This window comes from Streptomyces sp. NPDC050546 (assembly GCF_044457425.1).
In the GTDB taxonomy this organism is placed as follows: domain Bacteria; phylum Actinomycetota; class Actinomycetes; order Streptomycetales; family Streptomycetaceae; genus Streptomyces.
Genome location: NZ_JBITGX010000001.1, coordinates 55,412 through 68,875, shown reverse-complemented (window position 1 = coordinate 68,875; position 13,464 = coordinate 55,412). Strand labels below are relative to the sequence as shown.

15 protein-coding genes are annotated in these 13,464 nt (G+C 71.4%); 7 read left to right on the top strand and 8 right to left on the bottom strand.

From position 1 onward, the window contains the following. Positions 1–51 precede the first annotated feature (51 nt). Together ACIBK5_RS00325 and ACIBK5_RS00320 are read left to right on the top strand one after the other, a co-directional pair. On the top strand, positions 52–852 hold the full coding sequence (locus ACIBK5_RS00325; RefSeq protein WP_399014583.1) for a VOC family protein: 801 nt from the start codon (positions 52–54) through the stop codon (positions 850–852). A 40-nt stretch (positions 853–892) separates the two neighbouring features. Continuing rightward, a complete protein-coding gene (locus tag ACIBK5_RS00320; protein WP_399014581.1) occupies positions 893–1,606 on the top strand; it encodes a ribonuclease H in 714 nt (237 codons plus the stop codon). Here ACIBK5_RS00320 and ACIBK5_RS00315 read toward each other — a convergent pair whose 3' ends face one another. Next, on the bottom strand, positions 1,607–2,428 hold the full coding sequence (locus tag ACIBK5_RS00315) for a tyrosinase family protein (protein WP_399014579.1): 822 nt from the start codon (positions 2,426–2,428) through the stop codon (positions 1,607–1,609). A gap of 31 nt (positions 2,429–2,459) precedes the next feature. After that, positions 2,460–2,828, bottom strand: coding sequence for a tyrosinase cofactor (locus ACIBK5_RS00310; protein WP_399014577.1), 369 nt, complete (start codon positions 2,826–2,828; stop codon positions 2,460–2,462). Between the two features lie 398 nt (positions 2,829–3,226). Between ACIBK5_RS00310 and ACIBK5_RS00305 the strand changes: the two genes are divergently transcribed. From ACIBK5_RS00305 to ACIBK5_RS00295, 3 genes are all read left to right on the top strand, one after another. Continuing rightward, positions 3,227–4,690 (top strand): MFS transporter, encoded by a 1,464-nt coding sequence (locus ACIBK5_RS00305; RefSeq protein WP_399014575.1) that lies wholly within the window; start codon positions 3,227–3,229, stop codon positions 4,688–4,690. Beyond that, a complete protein-coding gene (locus ACIBK5_RS00300; RefSeq protein WP_399014573.1) occupies positions 4,687–5,271 on the top strand; it encodes a TetR family transcriptional regulator in 585 nt (194 codons plus the stop codon). Before ACIBK5_RS00305 ends, ACIBK5_RS00300 begins: the two co-directional genes overlap by 4 nt. 109 nt (positions 5,272–5,380) lie before the next feature. Continuing rightward, positions 5,381–5,920 (top strand): hypothetical protein, encoded by a 540-nt coding sequence (locus ACIBK5_RS00295; RefSeq protein WP_399014570.1) that lies wholly within the window; start codon positions 5,381–5,383, stop codon positions 5,918–5,920. Here the strand turns inward: ACIBK5_RS00295 and ACIBK5_RS00290 are convergent. Then, entirely contained in the window at positions 5,838–6,644 is an 807-nt protein-coding gene (locus tag ACIBK5_RS00290) for an IS5 family transposase (protein WP_399014568.1), read from the bottom strand. The genes ACIBK5_RS00295 and ACIBK5_RS00290 overlap by 83 nt on opposite strands. 268 nt (positions 6,645–6,912) lie before the next feature. Beyond that, positions 6,913–8,628: a cholesterol oxidase substrate-binding domain-containing protein gene (locus ACIBK5_RS00285; protein ID WP_399014566.1), complete on the bottom strand. Its 1,716-nt coding sequence runs from the start codon at positions 8,626–8,628 to the stop codon at positions 6,913–6,915. A gap of 154 nt (positions 8,629–8,782) precedes the next feature. Here ACIBK5_RS00285 and ACIBK5_RS00280 point away from each other — a divergent pair, with 154 nt between their 5' ends. After that, positions 8,783–9,766: an aldo/keto reductase gene (locus ACIBK5_RS00280; RefSeq protein ID WP_399014564.1), complete on the top strand. Its 984-nt coding sequence runs from the start codon at positions 8,783–8,785 to the stop codon at positions 9,764–9,766. A gap of 24 nt (positions 9,767–9,790) precedes the next feature. Here the strand turns inward: ACIBK5_RS00280 and ACIBK5_RS00275 are convergent, their stop codons facing one another. After that, positions 9,791–10,135 carry a hypothetical protein gene (locus ACIBK5_RS00275; RefSeq protein WP_399014561.1) on the bottom strand — a complete coding sequence of 115 codons (345 nt, stop codon included), beginning with the start codon at positions 10,133–10,135 and terminating at the stop codon, positions 9,791–9,793. A gap of 149 nt (positions 10,136–10,284) precedes the next feature. On the opposite strand from ACIBK5_RS00275, the gene ACIBK5_RS00270 reads away from it, so the two are divergent. Continuing rightward, positions 10,285–10,782 carry a DUF6328 family protein gene (locus ACIBK5_RS00270; RefSeq protein WP_399014559.1) on the top strand — a complete coding sequence of 166 codons (498 nt, stop codon included), beginning with the start codon at positions 10,285–10,287 and terminating at the stop codon, positions 10,780–10,782. Positions 10,783–10,821: 39 nt separating this feature from the next. Here ACIBK5_RS00270 and ACIBK5_RS00265 read toward each other — a convergent pair whose 3' ends face one another. The 3 genes from ACIBK5_RS00265 to ACIBK5_RS00255 all read right to left on the bottom strand — a co-directional run bounded on the left by ACIBK5_RS00265 (position 10,822) and on the right by ACIBK5_RS00255 (position 13,404). Beyond that, on the bottom strand, positions 10,822–11,247 hold the full coding sequence (locus tag ACIBK5_RS00265) for an SsgA family sporulation/cell division regulator (protein WP_399014557.1): 426 nt from the start codon (positions 11,245–11,247) through the stop codon (positions 10,822–10,824). A gap of 62 nt (positions 11,248–11,309) precedes the next feature. Next, positions 11,310–12,341, bottom strand: a complete 1,032-nt coding sequence (locus tag ACIBK5_RS00260; protein ID WP_399014555.1) for a hypothetical protein — start codon at positions 12,339–12,341, stop codon at positions 11,310–11,312. A gap of 91 nt (positions 12,342–12,432) precedes the next feature. After that, the gene (locus ACIBK5_RS00255) at positions 12,433–13,404 is read right to left on the bottom strand and encodes an LLM class F420-dependent oxidoreductase (protein WP_399014553.1); all 972 of its coding nucleotides are present in this window, start codon (positions 13,402–13,404) and stop codon (positions 12,433–12,435) included. Positions 13,405–13,464: the final 60 nt, after the last annotated feature.

Here is a 13,464-nt window from a genome sequence, read left to right as displayed (position 1 = left end):
TGACTAGCGTGAGGAAACGGACCATCCACCCATCCGGAGAGGGTCGCAGCCATGGCCGTGCAACCTGAAGGAACCCCCTGCTGGGCAGACGCGACGTTCAGTGACCTCGAAGGGGCCAAGAACTTCTACGGGGACGTCCTTGGCTGGACCTTCGCCGAGGCGTCGGCGGAGTACGGCGGCTACACCCAGGCCTACGCGGACGGCAAGGCCGTCGCCGCCGTCGTCCCGCCCATGCCGGGCCAGCCGGAGGCCCCGTCGCAGTGGTGCCTGTACTTCGCCGCCCGGGACACCGCCGCCACCGCCGCCCGGATCCGCGACAACGGCGGCGAGGTGCTGATGGAGCCGATGCAGGTCGGCGACTTCGGCACCATGTGCCTGGCCCGCGACCCGAGCGGTGTCGTCTTCGGCGTCTGGCAGGCGGGCACCCACGAGGGCTTCGAGGTGATGGCCGAACCGGGCGCCTACACCTGGGCCGAGGTCTTCACCCGCGAGCCCGAGAAGTCCGACGCGTTCTTCCCCGCTGTCTTCTCCTACCGGCAGCGGGACATGCAGGACGGCGAGATCGACTTCCGCATCTACGACCTCGGTGAACGCACCGTCCTGGGCCGGATGCAGATGACGGAGGAGTTCCCGCCCGAGGTGCCGCCGTACATTAATGTGTACTTCGCCGTCGGGGACTGCGACGAAGCCGTGGCGAAGGCGGCCAAGCTCGGCGGTGTCCTGCGGTTCGGCCCGATGACCACGCCGTTCGGCCGGTTCGCCGCCCTCAGCGATCCGCAGGGCGCGCTCTTCTCGGTGATCGACGTCACGACGACCGAGGGGGACATGCCGAACCTGTCCGACGTGTCGTAGCCACCCGGCCCTCCGGCCGGGCGGACCGTGCGGCCATGGCATGATCGAGCCCATGCGTGAACGTGTTGTGGCCGCGTGCGACGGGGCTTCGAAGGGAAACCCGGGGCCCGCGGGCTGGGCCTGGGTCGTAGCCGACGCTTCCGAGAGCCCGGTGAGCTGGGAGGCCGGGCCGCTCGGCAAGGCCACCAACAACGTCGCGGAACTGACCGCGCTGGAGCGCCTGCTGACGGCGACCGACCCGGGCGTACCGCTCGAGATCCGGATGGACTCGCAGTACGCGATGAAGGCCGTCACCACCTGGCTGCCCGGCTGGAAGCGCAACGGCTGGAAGACGTCCGCCGGCAAGCCGGTCGCCAACCAGGACCTCGTCGTGCGCATCGACGAGCTCCTGGACGGCCGCTCGGTCGAGTTCCGCTATGTGCCCGCCCACCAGGTCGACGGCGACCGGCTCAACGACTTCGCCGACCGCGCCGCCAGCCAGGCCGCCACCGTCCAGGAGTCCGCGGGCAGCGAGCTCGGTTCCCCCGAGCCGCCGCCCGCGCCGGACACCCCGGTCAAGGCGCCCCGCTCCCGCCCGCGCGGCGGCTCGGCCCGCACCGCGAAGACCTCCGGCGCCAAGGGATCCTCGCGCACCATCAAGGCGAAGTTCCCCGGCCGCTGCCAGTGCGGCCGCTCCTACGCGGCGGGCGAGTCCATCGCCAAGAACGACAGCGGCTGGGGACACCCGGAGTGCCGCACGGCCGCGACCGCCTGATCAGGCGTCGAACGTGTAGTGCGCCGTGTGGTCCAGCAGGTCCGCCGGGCTCGTGTCGTGCCACGGCCGCATCGTCTCGTTGAGGTCGATCACGTTCGGCGTGCCCGAGACCGGCAGATAGCCGGAGCCGGGGTGCCGCCGCTGCCACTCGGCCCACAGCTTGTCGATATAGGCGTGGTGCAGCCAGAACACCGGGTCGTTCGGCGAGGCGCCGGTGGCCATGTGCCCGCCCACCCAGACGTGGACGCGGTTGTGCAGATTGACTCCGCGCCAGCCTTCGAGATGGTTGCGGAAGCCGTCCGAGCCGCTGTTCCAGGGCGCCATGTCGTACGTCGGCATCGACAGCACCGACTCGACCTCGGCCGCCGTCGGCAGCTGACGTCCCCCGGAACCGAGGGAGCGTCGCAGGAACGTACGCCCGTCGACCCGTACGTTGATGGTCCAGTTGCCGGCGGACGCGGCGAACGGCCCGTCCGGCACCCGGCCGTCCCGCTCGCGCCCGGTGCCCCCGAGGAAGTCGGGCGCCCACAGTGAGGCACGCGGCGAACGGTCGACGGTCCAGTCCCAGTACGGCAGGGCCACCGACGCGTCCACCGACTGGAGCGCCCGCTCGAACTCCAGGAGGAATCTTCGGTGCCAGGGCAGGAAGGACGGTGAGCGGTGGCCCGTTCGCTCGCCGTTGTCGGTGTCGGAGACGATGAAGTCGTTGTGCGTCGTGACGAATTCGTCGTAGCGGCCGCTGCGCTTCAGCTCCATGAGGGCGGCGACGAAGCGCCGCTTCTCGTCGGTGGTCAGGGCGGACTGGTTCTTGCGGACGGTCATGTGCGGGTGCTCCAGAGCCTTTCGGGGCGGGTCAGTTGGCGGGGAAGGGCAGCAGCGGCGCGCCCTGCAGCTCGTCCACGGCGGCGCGGGCGGCGGCGCGCGGGGTGGCGACCGGGTCGTAGTGGCTGACGACGCTGATCCAGGTGCCGTCGGCGTTGCGCATCACATGCAGTTCCACACCGTCGACGAACACCGCGTATCCGGCGCCGTGGTGGTGATGACCGGTCCCGCCGGCCGGTCGGCCCTGTATCCGGCGGCCCTTGTAGACCTCGTCGAAGGTCCCGGGGGAGTCGTGGTGCCCGGTGGCGGCCGTGGCGGGTACGACGGCGGGCAGTACGCCGGCCGTCCCGGCGAGGACGGCCGCGGCGGTGAGCGCGCGGCGACGGGTGAGTTCCGGCATGCGGACCTCCTGGGTCGGTTCGGGTGTTGACCTGGGCATGCCTACCGGCCTGTCCGGTACCGGGAGAAATCCGCGCGAGCCGGTTGGCTACGATCCGGGCAATTCCCCTTATGTCGTGCAAGGTTGAACGAAGGTGATCTTGCCTTCAGGGGTGGAGGTGCGGGTGCGGAAGGGGAAGTTCCGCCCGTGGGGGCCGTCGGGGCGGTTGTTCCTCCCCGTGCGGTCCGCTGCTCGTGGTGCACGTCACGCCGCGAAAGTGGCGCGATCCGGCGGTCCGGTCTCCCGACGGGACCCCAGGGCCGGACCTGACCTCCCGGCTGGGTGAATGGTAATTCACCAGCTATGGTGAATTACCATTCACCCGCCACCTCGCCCGGGCGCCGCCCACTGGAGTGCCGATGCGCCGGACCGCCGCGATACGGAACCGGCTCACCGTCCCGGTGCTCGCGTTCGGCGGCATCCTCATGGCCGTCATGCAGACCGTGGTCGTGCCCCTGCTGCCCGACCTGCCCCGGCTGACCGGCGCCTCGGCGGGCACGGTCTCCTGGACGGTCACGGCCACCCTGCTGTCCGGGGCCGTCCTCACCCCGGTCCTGGGCCGGGCCGGCGACATGTACGGCAAGCGACGGGTGCTCATGGCGGCCCTCGCGCTGATGACCCTGGGCTCGGTGCTGTGCGCCCTGACCTCCGACATCGGCGTGCTGATCGCGGCCCGCGCCCTGTCCGGCGCCGCCGCCGCGGTCGTCCCGCTGTCCATCAGCATCCTGCGGGACGAGCTGCCGCCGGAGCGCCGGGGCTCGGCCGTGGCGCTGATGAGCTCCACCGTCGGCATCGGCGCCGCGCTCGGGCTGCCGTTGGCCGCGGTGATCGTGCAGTACGCGAACTGGCACACCATGTTCTGGGTGACCAGTGCCCTCGGGGCCGCGGGCGTGACCCTGGTGTGGTGGGCGGTGCGGGAGTCGCCGGTGCGCGAGCCGGGCCGGTTCGACGTGCCGGGCGCGCTGGGACTGGCCGTCGGGCTGGTGTGCCTGCTGCTCGGGGTCTCCCAGGGCGGGCAGTGGGGCTGGGGCGGCCCGCGCGTCGTCGGCCTGTTCCTGGCCGCCGCCGTCGTCCTCGCGCTGTGGTGGTGGCAGCAGCTGAGGGCCGAACAGCCGCTGGTGGACCTGCGGTTGGTGGCCCGGCCCCGGGTCGGACTGTCCCATGTGGCCGCAATGCTCGCCGGATTCGCGTTCTACGCCAACACCCTGGTCACCGCCCAGCTCGTGCAGGCGCCCGAGGCGACCGGGTACGGGCTCGGGCTGTCCATCGTCGCCACCGGTCTGTGCCTGCTGCCCAGCGGTGTGGTCATGCTGCTGCTGTCGCCCGTCTCCGCCCGGATCTCCGCCGCGCGCGGGCCGCGCGTCACGCTCGCCCTCGGGGCGGCGGTCATCGCCGCCGGGTACGCGGTCCGCATCGCCGACAGCCGCGACCTGTGGATGATCATCGCGGGGGCCACGGTCGTCGCGACCGGGACCACCCTGGCCTACTCGGCGCTGCCCACCCTGATCCTGCGTGCCGTGCCGGCCGGGCAGACCGCCTCCGCCAACGGCGTCAACGTCCTGATGCGAACGATCGGCCAGGCCGGCTCCAGTGCAGCCGTGGCCGCCGTCCTCGTGCACCACACCAGCCTCGTCGGCGAGGCTCCGGTCCCCACCCTGCGCGGATACCTGCTGGCCTTCGCGATGGCCGGTGCGGTCGCGCTCCTGGCCGTCGTGGCGGCGCTGTGCATCCCGGGCGACTCCGCGTCCGACGAACCGGACGGTCCTGAACCGGCCGGGGACCGCACCCGGGGAGCGCACGACCGTGCGATGGAGGGAGCATGAGTGCCGTGAGCACTCCACCCGTCACGCCCACGCCGGCCCGCAGGGACGCCGAGGCGACCAGGGCGGCCATCCTGAAGGCGGCCCGTCATCTGCTGGCCCGGCACGCGCACGCCGACATCACGCTCAAGGCGGTCGCCGAGCGCGCCGGTGTGAGCCCGCCGCTGATCCTCAAGTACTTCGGCAACAAGGACACGCTGTTCGCCCGGGTCATGTCCTTCGAGAGCGACGCCACAGCCCTGCTGTCCGCACCACTCGAGGAACTCGGACCGCACATGGTCCGGCACGTCCTGGTCAGCCAGTCCGAGCAGGGCGCCGACCCGCTGCTGCGGATCGTGTTCGCGCCCCTGCACGGCGAGCGGGGCGACATCCTGCGCGCCAACTTCCGCACCCAGGTGACCGGCCGCCTCACCGGCCGCCTCACCGGCGTCGACGCCGCCCTGCGCGCCGAACTGGCCGTCGCCACTCTGCTCGGCCTGGGCGTGATGTACGGCATCGCCCGTGGCACCGAGGTGCGGGCGAGCACGGTCGACGCCCTGGTGGACCGCTACGCGCCCGCGGTGCAGGCTCACCTCACCCCTTAGAGGTCGTTCTCTTTCCGAACCTCGTGTGCGGATTCTGCTGGTCAGGCATGAGATTGCGGCTGCCGCGGGAGCCTCGAGTCGTTGCTGATCGAGTTGCTGTGGAGGGCGGATGCCGTCGATGCGGGCGGTTCTGGAATCGCGGCGGAAGGCCGCAGCCGTGCGGGTAGAGGAGCTCGAAGCCGAACTCGAGCGGGTGCGGGTGGACTTGGCGGACGCCGAAGAAGTCCTCAGACGCCGGGCGATCGGCCTCGAGCAGTATCTGGAGGCGCTGGCCGAAGAAGAACAGCCCGCTGAGATGGCTGTCGGTCCGTCGCGAAGGAAGTCGGCGGGACCGCGCCGTGCGGTGCCGCATCGCCAGAACGCGGCCGGACTCGAGGACCTGTCGGTGGATTATCAGGCGGTGATGGAGGCTGCGGCGGAGGTCGGCGAGGACGGGCTGGGTGCCCGGCGAGCGGCCGTGGTGCTGGGCTGGGACAGCGCCTCCGCCTCACGGGTCGAGGGTGCACGAGCACGGCTGAAGAGGCTGGTGGAACGGGGCTGGCTGGTGGAGGTGAAGCCTGGAAGATTCACCCTGCCGACAGGACAGCGGACTGATGAGACTGTGCGGCCAGGCGGCGGTTCATCAGGGCGATCATCGACCAGCGGATGACTGCTTCGCTCGTGTCGGTGCGGCGTTCGTAGTCCCGGACCAGGCGCCGACTGCGCAGAAACCAGGCGAAGGACCGCTCGACGACCCAGCGACGGGGCAGTGGCTGGAAGCCGCGGACGTCCTCGCCTCGGCGGACGATATCGAGAACGATCCCCAGATGCTGGCTGGTCCAGTCGGTGAGGTGGCCGGTGTAGCCGCCGTCGGCCCACACCCGTGCCAGCCGCCTGAAGCGGCCGGCTGCCGTCGGCAGAAGAGTCCGGGCGCCGTCCCGGTCGGTCACGGACGCCGGCGTGACCAGCACGGCCAGGAGGAGCCCGAGCGTGTCGGTGAGCAGGTGCCGCTTGCGCCCGTTGATCTTCTTGCCCGCGTCGAACCCGCGTGAGGTGTGGGCGACGGTGGCGTCCGCCTTCACCGACTGCGAGTCCACCACCGCCGCACTCGGCTCCGGACCACGGCCCTCGGCCTGGCGAACGGCCTGGTGCAGGCGATCATGCAGCTCGCCCACCAGCCCGGTGTCCCGCCATCGGGCGAAGAATGCATAGACCCGCGGCCAGGGCGGAAAGTCGGACGGCATCGCCCGCCACTTGATGCCGTTGTCGACGAGATAGCGCACCGCGTCGATCATCTGCCGGTGGCAGAACCCCTCCGGCCGGCCGCCTCGGCCCGCCAGCCAGCCCGGAACCGGCAGTAGATCTTTCACCACAGCCCACTCGGCATCGCTCATGTCCGAGCCGTACCGGGGCCGGTGCCCCGGCTGGTCGGCCGCGTTCCCGAACCTGTGGGCGAGACAGTCACACCCAGGAGTGGACGGACTGGACCCGGCAACCATGACCACGCGACACTTCGACAACAGGGCCTCTTGCTCCTCGCTGGACTCGACATCCGCGAGCTACCAAGAGGCCCTTCTTCCATGCATCCGCACCGGCCGACTCACCCGAACCAGGCCCCTGTTCGAACCCCGCCGACCACCCGAGCGAATAGAGAACAGCCAGTTAGGCACTCGGGCCGAACAGCCGGTCCAGGAAGGCGTTGCCGTACACGCGGTGCGGGTCGAGCCGGTCCAGCACCGCGTCCGCCTCGGCCCACTCGGCCGGACCGACCGCCGCCGGCACCGCCGAACCCAGCACCTCCTGATCGCTCCACACCCCGTCGTCCGTGTACGCCCACCCCTTGGACCACTCCACCCGGGTGAGCGCGAACCCGCCGTCGAAGGTGCGCAGCAGGAACCGCTCGATCTCGCGCAGGAAAGCCTCCGCGCCCGGCGTGCCCGGCAGCGTCAGGACGTCCAGCCACACGGCCGTGTCCCACTCGGGGTGGTCCTCGCGCGGCCGGAGCGCGGACAGCAGCGGCGGGCGGGCTCCGGCCACCCCGGTGTCGCCCGGCTCGTCCAGGCCGGTCACCCGGATCTCCACCGAGCCGTTGACCGGGAAGCTGCCCCGGGCCGCGTACGCCGCCAGCCGCTCCCGATAGCAGGCGGCGAACTCGGAGACCACCCGCTGTACCTGCTCCCGCGAGGTGAGTACCGCGTAGCCATTGGCGTGCACCCGCAGGGTGCTCGGCTTCAGATACAGCAGCGTGTTCTTGGACGGCCCCCAGAGGTCGGCGGACAGCGTCGTCACCAGTCCGAGCGCGGCCGCGTCGTACTGCGCGGTCCCCAGCACCGGCGCCAGATACCAGGCAGCGTCCGACGTCATCCGCCCCACCAGCTCCGCCACCGGCGTCGGGATGTTGTCGGAGAACGGGTAGTTGTACGGCCGCGTCACGCGCCGTGAGGTCAGCGGCCGGGTGGGGGAGACGCTCCACACCTTCAGCCAGGGATGCTCGGTGAAGGCGAACCAGATCGCCTCGACCCGCCCGGCCTCGTCCAGGAAGCGCGAGAGGGTTCGCCCGTCCGAACCGGGTGCGGCGAACAACTCGCCCGCCGGGATGTCCGTACGGCTCACGCACCGCAGGTTCGCGTTCGCGCCCACCCGCAGCACCACCTCGGTCACCAGGGACCGTCCGAGATGGGTCAGCAGCGCGGCGCAGTCCGCCTCGTCGCGGTGGAACGTACGCACCACGTAGGCGCCGGCCCGGGAGTCCCAGACGACCGCCGTCAGGGAAAGGATCAGATTGCTGAGCGAACCGTATGTGTGCCCCGGCCGCCGGTCTTCGTCCCGTGCGGGGACGGCGGTCCCGTGCGCGTCGATCGCCAGGGCGCCGCCCAAGGTGAGGACCCCCGGAGCGGGAGCGGCCGTGACGCCCAGGCCGTGCTCCTCCAGGAAGGTCAGCAGGGCCTCCATGGTCACGCCGGTTCCGGCACGCACGGCCGTCGGCGAGTCCAGCGCGAGGCCGGTCAGACGATGCGTGGTGTCGACGAGGAGGACGGGCGCGCCGGACGGCGTCCCCTCCGTCACGGTCAGGGGCGACCAGCCGTGCGCGGCGCCCCGGGCGCGCACCCGCCACCCGTGCCGCCACGCCCAGTTGACGACGTCGGCCACTTCTTGCGGGCTGTCCGGCGCGCAGGCCCACAGCCCGTCGGCGGTGATCTCGCCGACCCAGTTCCGGTACGCCGAGCGGTACAGGGCGACGTCCGCCGGGAAGTCCGGCAACTCCGCCGCCGCGGCCGCCGGATCCGCGGGCAGGCCCGGCACGGCGGTCAGGGCGGCCGCCGTGAGGAGGAAGCCCCGGCGCGTCCAACGCGGGTCCTGCGAAGGGACGTTGCTCACTGAACCAGTAGTCACGTGGAGTCACGCTAGGGGCCGGTTGACACGTGACACATTCTTGTCGCACCTATTCACTCGTGTGAGTGAATTTGGCGGGTCCGGCGGGCCGGAGCGACACCTTCCGCGTGGAGCCGTGACGGATGACAGACTGACGCCCATGGACGAGCGCACATTCGACAGGTCGGGTCAGCACGCCTCCGTCGTGGGTCTGGGCACATGGCAGCTGGGTGCCGACTGGGGGGACGTCGACGACAAGGAAGCCCTCGCGGTACTGGAGACGGCGGCCGAATCAGGGGTGACCTTCTTCGACACCGCCGACGTGTACGGCGACGGCCGCAGCGAGCAGACCATCGCCGCGTTCCTCAGCGGCAGGCCGGACCTGCATGTCCTGGTCGCCACGAAGATGGGCCGCCGGGTCGACCAGATCCCCGGGAACTACGTGCTCGACAACTTCCGCGCCTGGAACGACCGCTCCCGGCGCAACCTCGGCGTCGACCGGATCGACCTGGTGCAGTTGCACTGCCCGCCGACGTCCGTCTACTCCACGGACGAGGTGTTCGACGCCCTCGACACCCTGGTCGAGGAGGAGCGCGTCGCCGCGTACGGCGTCAGCGTCGAGACCTGCCAGGAGGCGCTGACCGCGATCGCCCGGCCGAACGTGGCGAGCGTGCAGATCATCCTCAACCCGTTCCGCATGAAGCCCCTGCGCGAGGTGCTCCCGGCCGCCCGTGCGGCAGGGGTAGGCATCATCGCCCGCGTCCCGCTCGCCTCCGGCCTGCTGTCGGGCAAGTACACGCGGGAGACGGTCTTCCCCGAGAACGACCACCGCGCCTACAACCGGCACGGCGAGGCCTTCGACGTGGGCGAGACCTTCTCCGGCGTCGACTACGCCACCGGTGTCGAGGCGGCCGCCGAGTTCGCCGCGCTCGCCCCCGAGGGATACACCCCGGCCCAGCTGGCCCTGCGCTGGATCGTCGAGCAGCCCGGCGTCACGACCGTGATCCCCGGCGCCCGTTCACCCGAGCAGGCCCGCGCCAACGCGAACGCCGCCCGCCTGCCGGAGCTGTCCGGCGAGACGCTGGCGGCGGTCCGCGACCTCTACGAGCAGCGCGTCAAGGACCAGATCGAGTCCCGCTGGTAGAGACCGCCTGGCTCACGGCATCCGTCACGGCACCAGGAGCAGCTGCCGCTCCTGCTCCTGGTCGCCGGAGGCGACACCGTCGTCGCGGGCCGTGAAGGCCCGGGTGAGCGTGTCGCTCGCCCTCCGCACCGCCTCCGGGGTGCCCTGCACGGTCACGGTCACCGGCGCGGACAGCCGCTCGGCGCTCTCCCCGGCACTGCCGGCGCGCCCCGCCTCCGCATCGCCGAACGTGGCCATGTGTACCGTCGCGTTCTCGTCGGCGGGAAGCTCGTCCGGCGCCCCGAACGTGCCTTCCAGGGCGCGGACGACCGCTCGTGCGTCGTCCGTGCCACCGCCGCTGAGCGTCACGGTGAGCTGCGTTCCGGACATGCGTCCACGACCTCCTCGGGTTCTGCGTCATTCGCGTCGTCCGTGTAACCGACGCCTGATCGCTCAAACCGCCGCGCGGCCCGGGACGACGGCGTTTTACGGGGAACTCGCGGGAGAGAAGGACGCGAGGTCTCACACCGGGAGGAACAGTGTCGGACGCGGTAGAGGGCGGGGCCAGGCGCCGGGGGCGCGACGAGACCGAGGAGGAGAGAGCGGACCGGATGTGGCAGGAGCTCATCCAGGAGGTCCGCGTGGCCCAGATGGGCGTGCAGATCCTGTTCGGTTTTCTGCTCACCGTGGTGTTCACCGAGAAGTACGACGATCTGACCAGCACGGACCAGACGATCTACCTCGTGACGGTCGTCCTCGGGGCGTGCGCGACCGGGGCGCTCATAGGCCCGGTGTCCCTGCACCGCATCGTCTCCGGGCGGCGCGTCAAGCCGCAGGCGGTGCGGCTGGCCTCCCGGCTGACACTGCTCGGCCTCGCGCTGCTGCTGGCCACGACGACCGCCTCCCTGCTGCTGATCCTGCGTGTGGCCACGCACGACGGCTTCGTGCCCTACCTGGTCGCCGGAGTGGTCGGCTGGTACCTGCTGTGCTGGTTGGTCCTGCCCCTGTGGACCAGGTACCGCCATACGTCGGAGTGACGGCGGTCGCCGCCGCGGGACCGGCCGCGGAGCCGCGGATCAGCCCCCGGCGATGACGTCGGCCAGGAAATCGTCCACATGGACCTCCTCGCGGCCCGGCGGGACCATCTCGTGGGTCTCCCGCAGGAACGCCGCGAACCCCGGGGCCCACGCGAACACCAGGGCGTGGTGACGGCCGCCGTCGGGACGGGCGTCACCGAGGAACTCCAGGCGCAGCTCCTGCCACATGCCCCGCGACACCGGGCGGATCCGCACGTCCCCCAACCCGACCGGACGCCGCAGCCCGTCGGCGAGCATCTCGCGGTCCAGCTGCCACCGGGCGAGGACCCGGCCGTCGTGGCTGAACACGAGCGTCACGGCGAACGGGTCCGCGGCGTCGTAGCTCAGGTGGGCGAGTACCGAGAAACGGTCCGTGTCACCGGCCTGGAGCTGCACCACCAGGGTCTTGTGCACGAAGGAGTTCACGAAAGGGCCTCCGGGATGAACCGACGTAGAGCCCTCTAGTACCCCTCACACGCGCAAGATGCTCAGCCCTCCGGGTGATTCCCGCGGGCACCGCGCAGGGACTCGATGCACACGGCCACGGCCCGCTGCAGCTCCTCCAGGCGCTCCACCATGTCGTCCTCGTAGAACTCCGGGGTGTCGTCGAAGGTCAGCTCCTCGAACACCTTGGTCGCCTTCTGCAGGCTGCTGTAGAACTTCGTGCGCCGCTCCTGCACCCGCAGCCCCGGGTCGGCCTCCACGGTCTCGACGACGAGGGACTTCATGGTGTCGTAGGCCTCGGTGGCCCACTCGCCGGAGTCCTCGTCCTCGTCCAGCTCGTCGATGAGCGACAGGTGCCGCTCGGCCTCCTGGCGCAGATCGGCCGGCGCGTCGAGGGTCTGTCCGGCGGGCGTCTTGATCTGCCCCGACTCGGCGATCTGGCGCACGTATCCGATGCGGTCGGCCGCCCTGCTCTCGCCGGCGACGGCCTTCTTCAGCTCGTCGGTGCGCACGACGTCACGGGCCAGCTCGGCCTGGAGGTCCGGGTCCTCCCGGACCCGGTCCAACAGGGCCTGACGGGCCGCGCGGGCGGTGGAGGGGTCGGCGAGGATCGCGGCACGCAGGGCGGTGGGGTTCTCCGCGACCTCCAGCGCCTTCGTGGGCCGGATGCCCTCGGCCTCGGCGGCCTCGGTGATGGCGGTGCCGCGCTCGGAGGTGGCGCTGTTGCGGGAGACGTAGTAGCTCAGCCACACGTCCGCGTCCGGCAGTTCCACGTCCTGGCCCGGCGTCAGCGCCTCGAAGTGCGGGACCAGGCCGTCGTCGGCGGCCCGGTCCCACGCCTTGTAGTAGCGCATGACCCGGTCCGGGGAGCACCCGGCGAGCTCCGCGAACTCCTTCGCCGACACCTTCGGCGTCTCGTCCGCGCCCTGCCCGCCGGGCCGCACGCTGCGCGCCACCTTCAGCCCGAAGGCCCACCCTCCGGTCCGGGCGTACGCCCCGAACTCCCGCGCGTCCAGCGCGACCAGGTCGGAGACGGGCGCCGGGGAGGTCTCGGGCGGGGTGATGGCTACGGTCACGGACGACTCTCCTGAAGGGGGTTGGCTGCATCGAGTACGTGCAGGCCAGCAGCCTATCCCCACCGGCGGAGAGCCATCCGCGCCACCGGCCTCAGCCGAAGGCGTCGCGCAGCGCGGGCAGCAGGGTCTTCTCCGACCAGTCCAGATACGCAGGCTGCGACTCGCCGCCGATCTGGACCAGGGCGATCTCGGTGAAACCCGCCTCGGCGTACGGGCGGACGGCCTCGACGAACGCGTCCGGGTCGTCACCGCACGGAATGGCGTCGGCCACGTCGTCGGGCGTGACGAACTGGGTCGCCGCCTCGAAGGAGTCCGGGTGCGGCAGCTCCGAGTTGACCTTCCAGCCGCTGCCGAACCAGCGGAACTGGGAGTGGGCGCGCTCGACGGCCGTGTCCCGGTCGGGGTCGTAGCAGACCGGCAGCTGGCCGATGCGGGGCTTGCCCGCGCCGCCGTGCCGGTCGAACGCCTCCAGCAGCCCCGCCTTGGGCTCCGTGGCGATCACCAGGTCGCCGAGCCGGCCCGCGAGTTCGCACGACCGCTCCCCGGAGACCGCGACGCCGATGGGCGGCGCCTCGTCCGGCAGGTCCCACAGCCGGGCCGACTCCACGTCGAAGTGCGTGCCGCGACGGTTGACGTGGCCGCCCTTGAAGAGGGCCCGGATGATCTCCACGGCCTCCTCGAACATCTCGTGCCGTACGTCGACGGACGGCCAGCCGCCGCCCACCACGTGCTCGTTGAGGTTCTCCCCGGAGCCGAGCCCCAGCCGGAACCTGCCCTCGGACAGCAACTGCAGCGTCGCCGCCTTCTGCGCCACCACCGCCGGGTGGTAGCGGAACGTCGGGCACGTCACGTACGTCATCAACGGAATACGTGACGTGGCCTGGGCGGCCGCGCCGAGCACGGCCCACGCGTAGGGCGAGTGGCCCTGCGAGCGCAGCCACGGGAAGTAGTGGTCGGAGGTCACCGAGAAGTCGAAGCCCGCCTCCTCCGCCCGCACCACATGGTCGACGAGCTCTCGGGGGCCGGCCTGCTCGGTCATCATCGTGTATCCGATTTGCACCATAACCGGCGAGTCCCCTGACAGCGGGCGTGAAAACGGCTCGATCAAGGTCCGCGGGCAGGG

Bases quoted from the DNA above. Each gene is read 5' to 3' on its own strand.
- ACIBK5_RS00325 (WP_399014583.1), top strand. From the start codon at position 52: ATGGCCGTGCAACCTGAAGGAACCCCCTGCTGGGCAGACGCGACGTTC.
- ACIBK5_RS00320 (WP_399014581.1), top strand. From the start codon at position 893: ATGATCGAGCCCATGCGTGAACGTGTTGTGGCCGCGTGCGACGGGGCT.
- ACIBK5_RS00315 (WP_399014579.1), bottom strand. From the start codon at position 2,428: ATGACCGTCCGCAAGAACCAGTCCGCCCTGACCACCGACGAGAAGCGG.
- ACIBK5_RS00310 (WP_399014577.1), bottom strand. From the start codon at position 2,828: ATGCCGGAACTCACCCGTCGCCGCGCGCTCACCGCCGCGGCCGTCCTC.
- ACIBK5_RS00305 (WP_399014575.1), top strand. From the start codon at position 3,227: ATGCGCCGGACCGCCGCGATACGGAACCGGCTCACCGTCCCGGTGCTC.
- ACIBK5_RS00300 (WP_399014573.1), top strand. From the start codon at position 4,687: ATGAGTGCCGTGAGCACTCCACCCGTCACGCCCACGCCGGCCCGCAGG.
- ACIBK5_RS00295 (WP_399014570.1), top strand. From the start codon at position 5,381: ATGCCGTCGATGCGGGCGGTTCTGGAATCGCGGCGGAAGGCCGCAGCC.
- ACIBK5_RS00290 (WP_399014568.1), bottom strand. From the start codon at position 6,644: ATGAGCGATGCCGAGTGGGCTGTGGTGAAAGATCTACTGCCGGTTCCG.
- ACIBK5_RS00280 (WP_399014564.1), top strand. From the start codon at position 8,783: ATGGACGAGCGCACATTCGACAGGTCGGGTCAGCACGCCTCCGTCGTG.
- ACIBK5_RS00275 (WP_399014561.1), bottom strand. From the start codon at position 10,135: ATGTCCGGAACGCAGCTCACCGTGACGCTCAGCGGCGGTGGCACGGAC.
- ACIBK5_RS00255 (WP_399014553.1), bottom strand. From the start codon at position 13,404: ATGGTGCAAATCGGATACACGATGATGACCGAGCAGGCCGGCCCCCGA.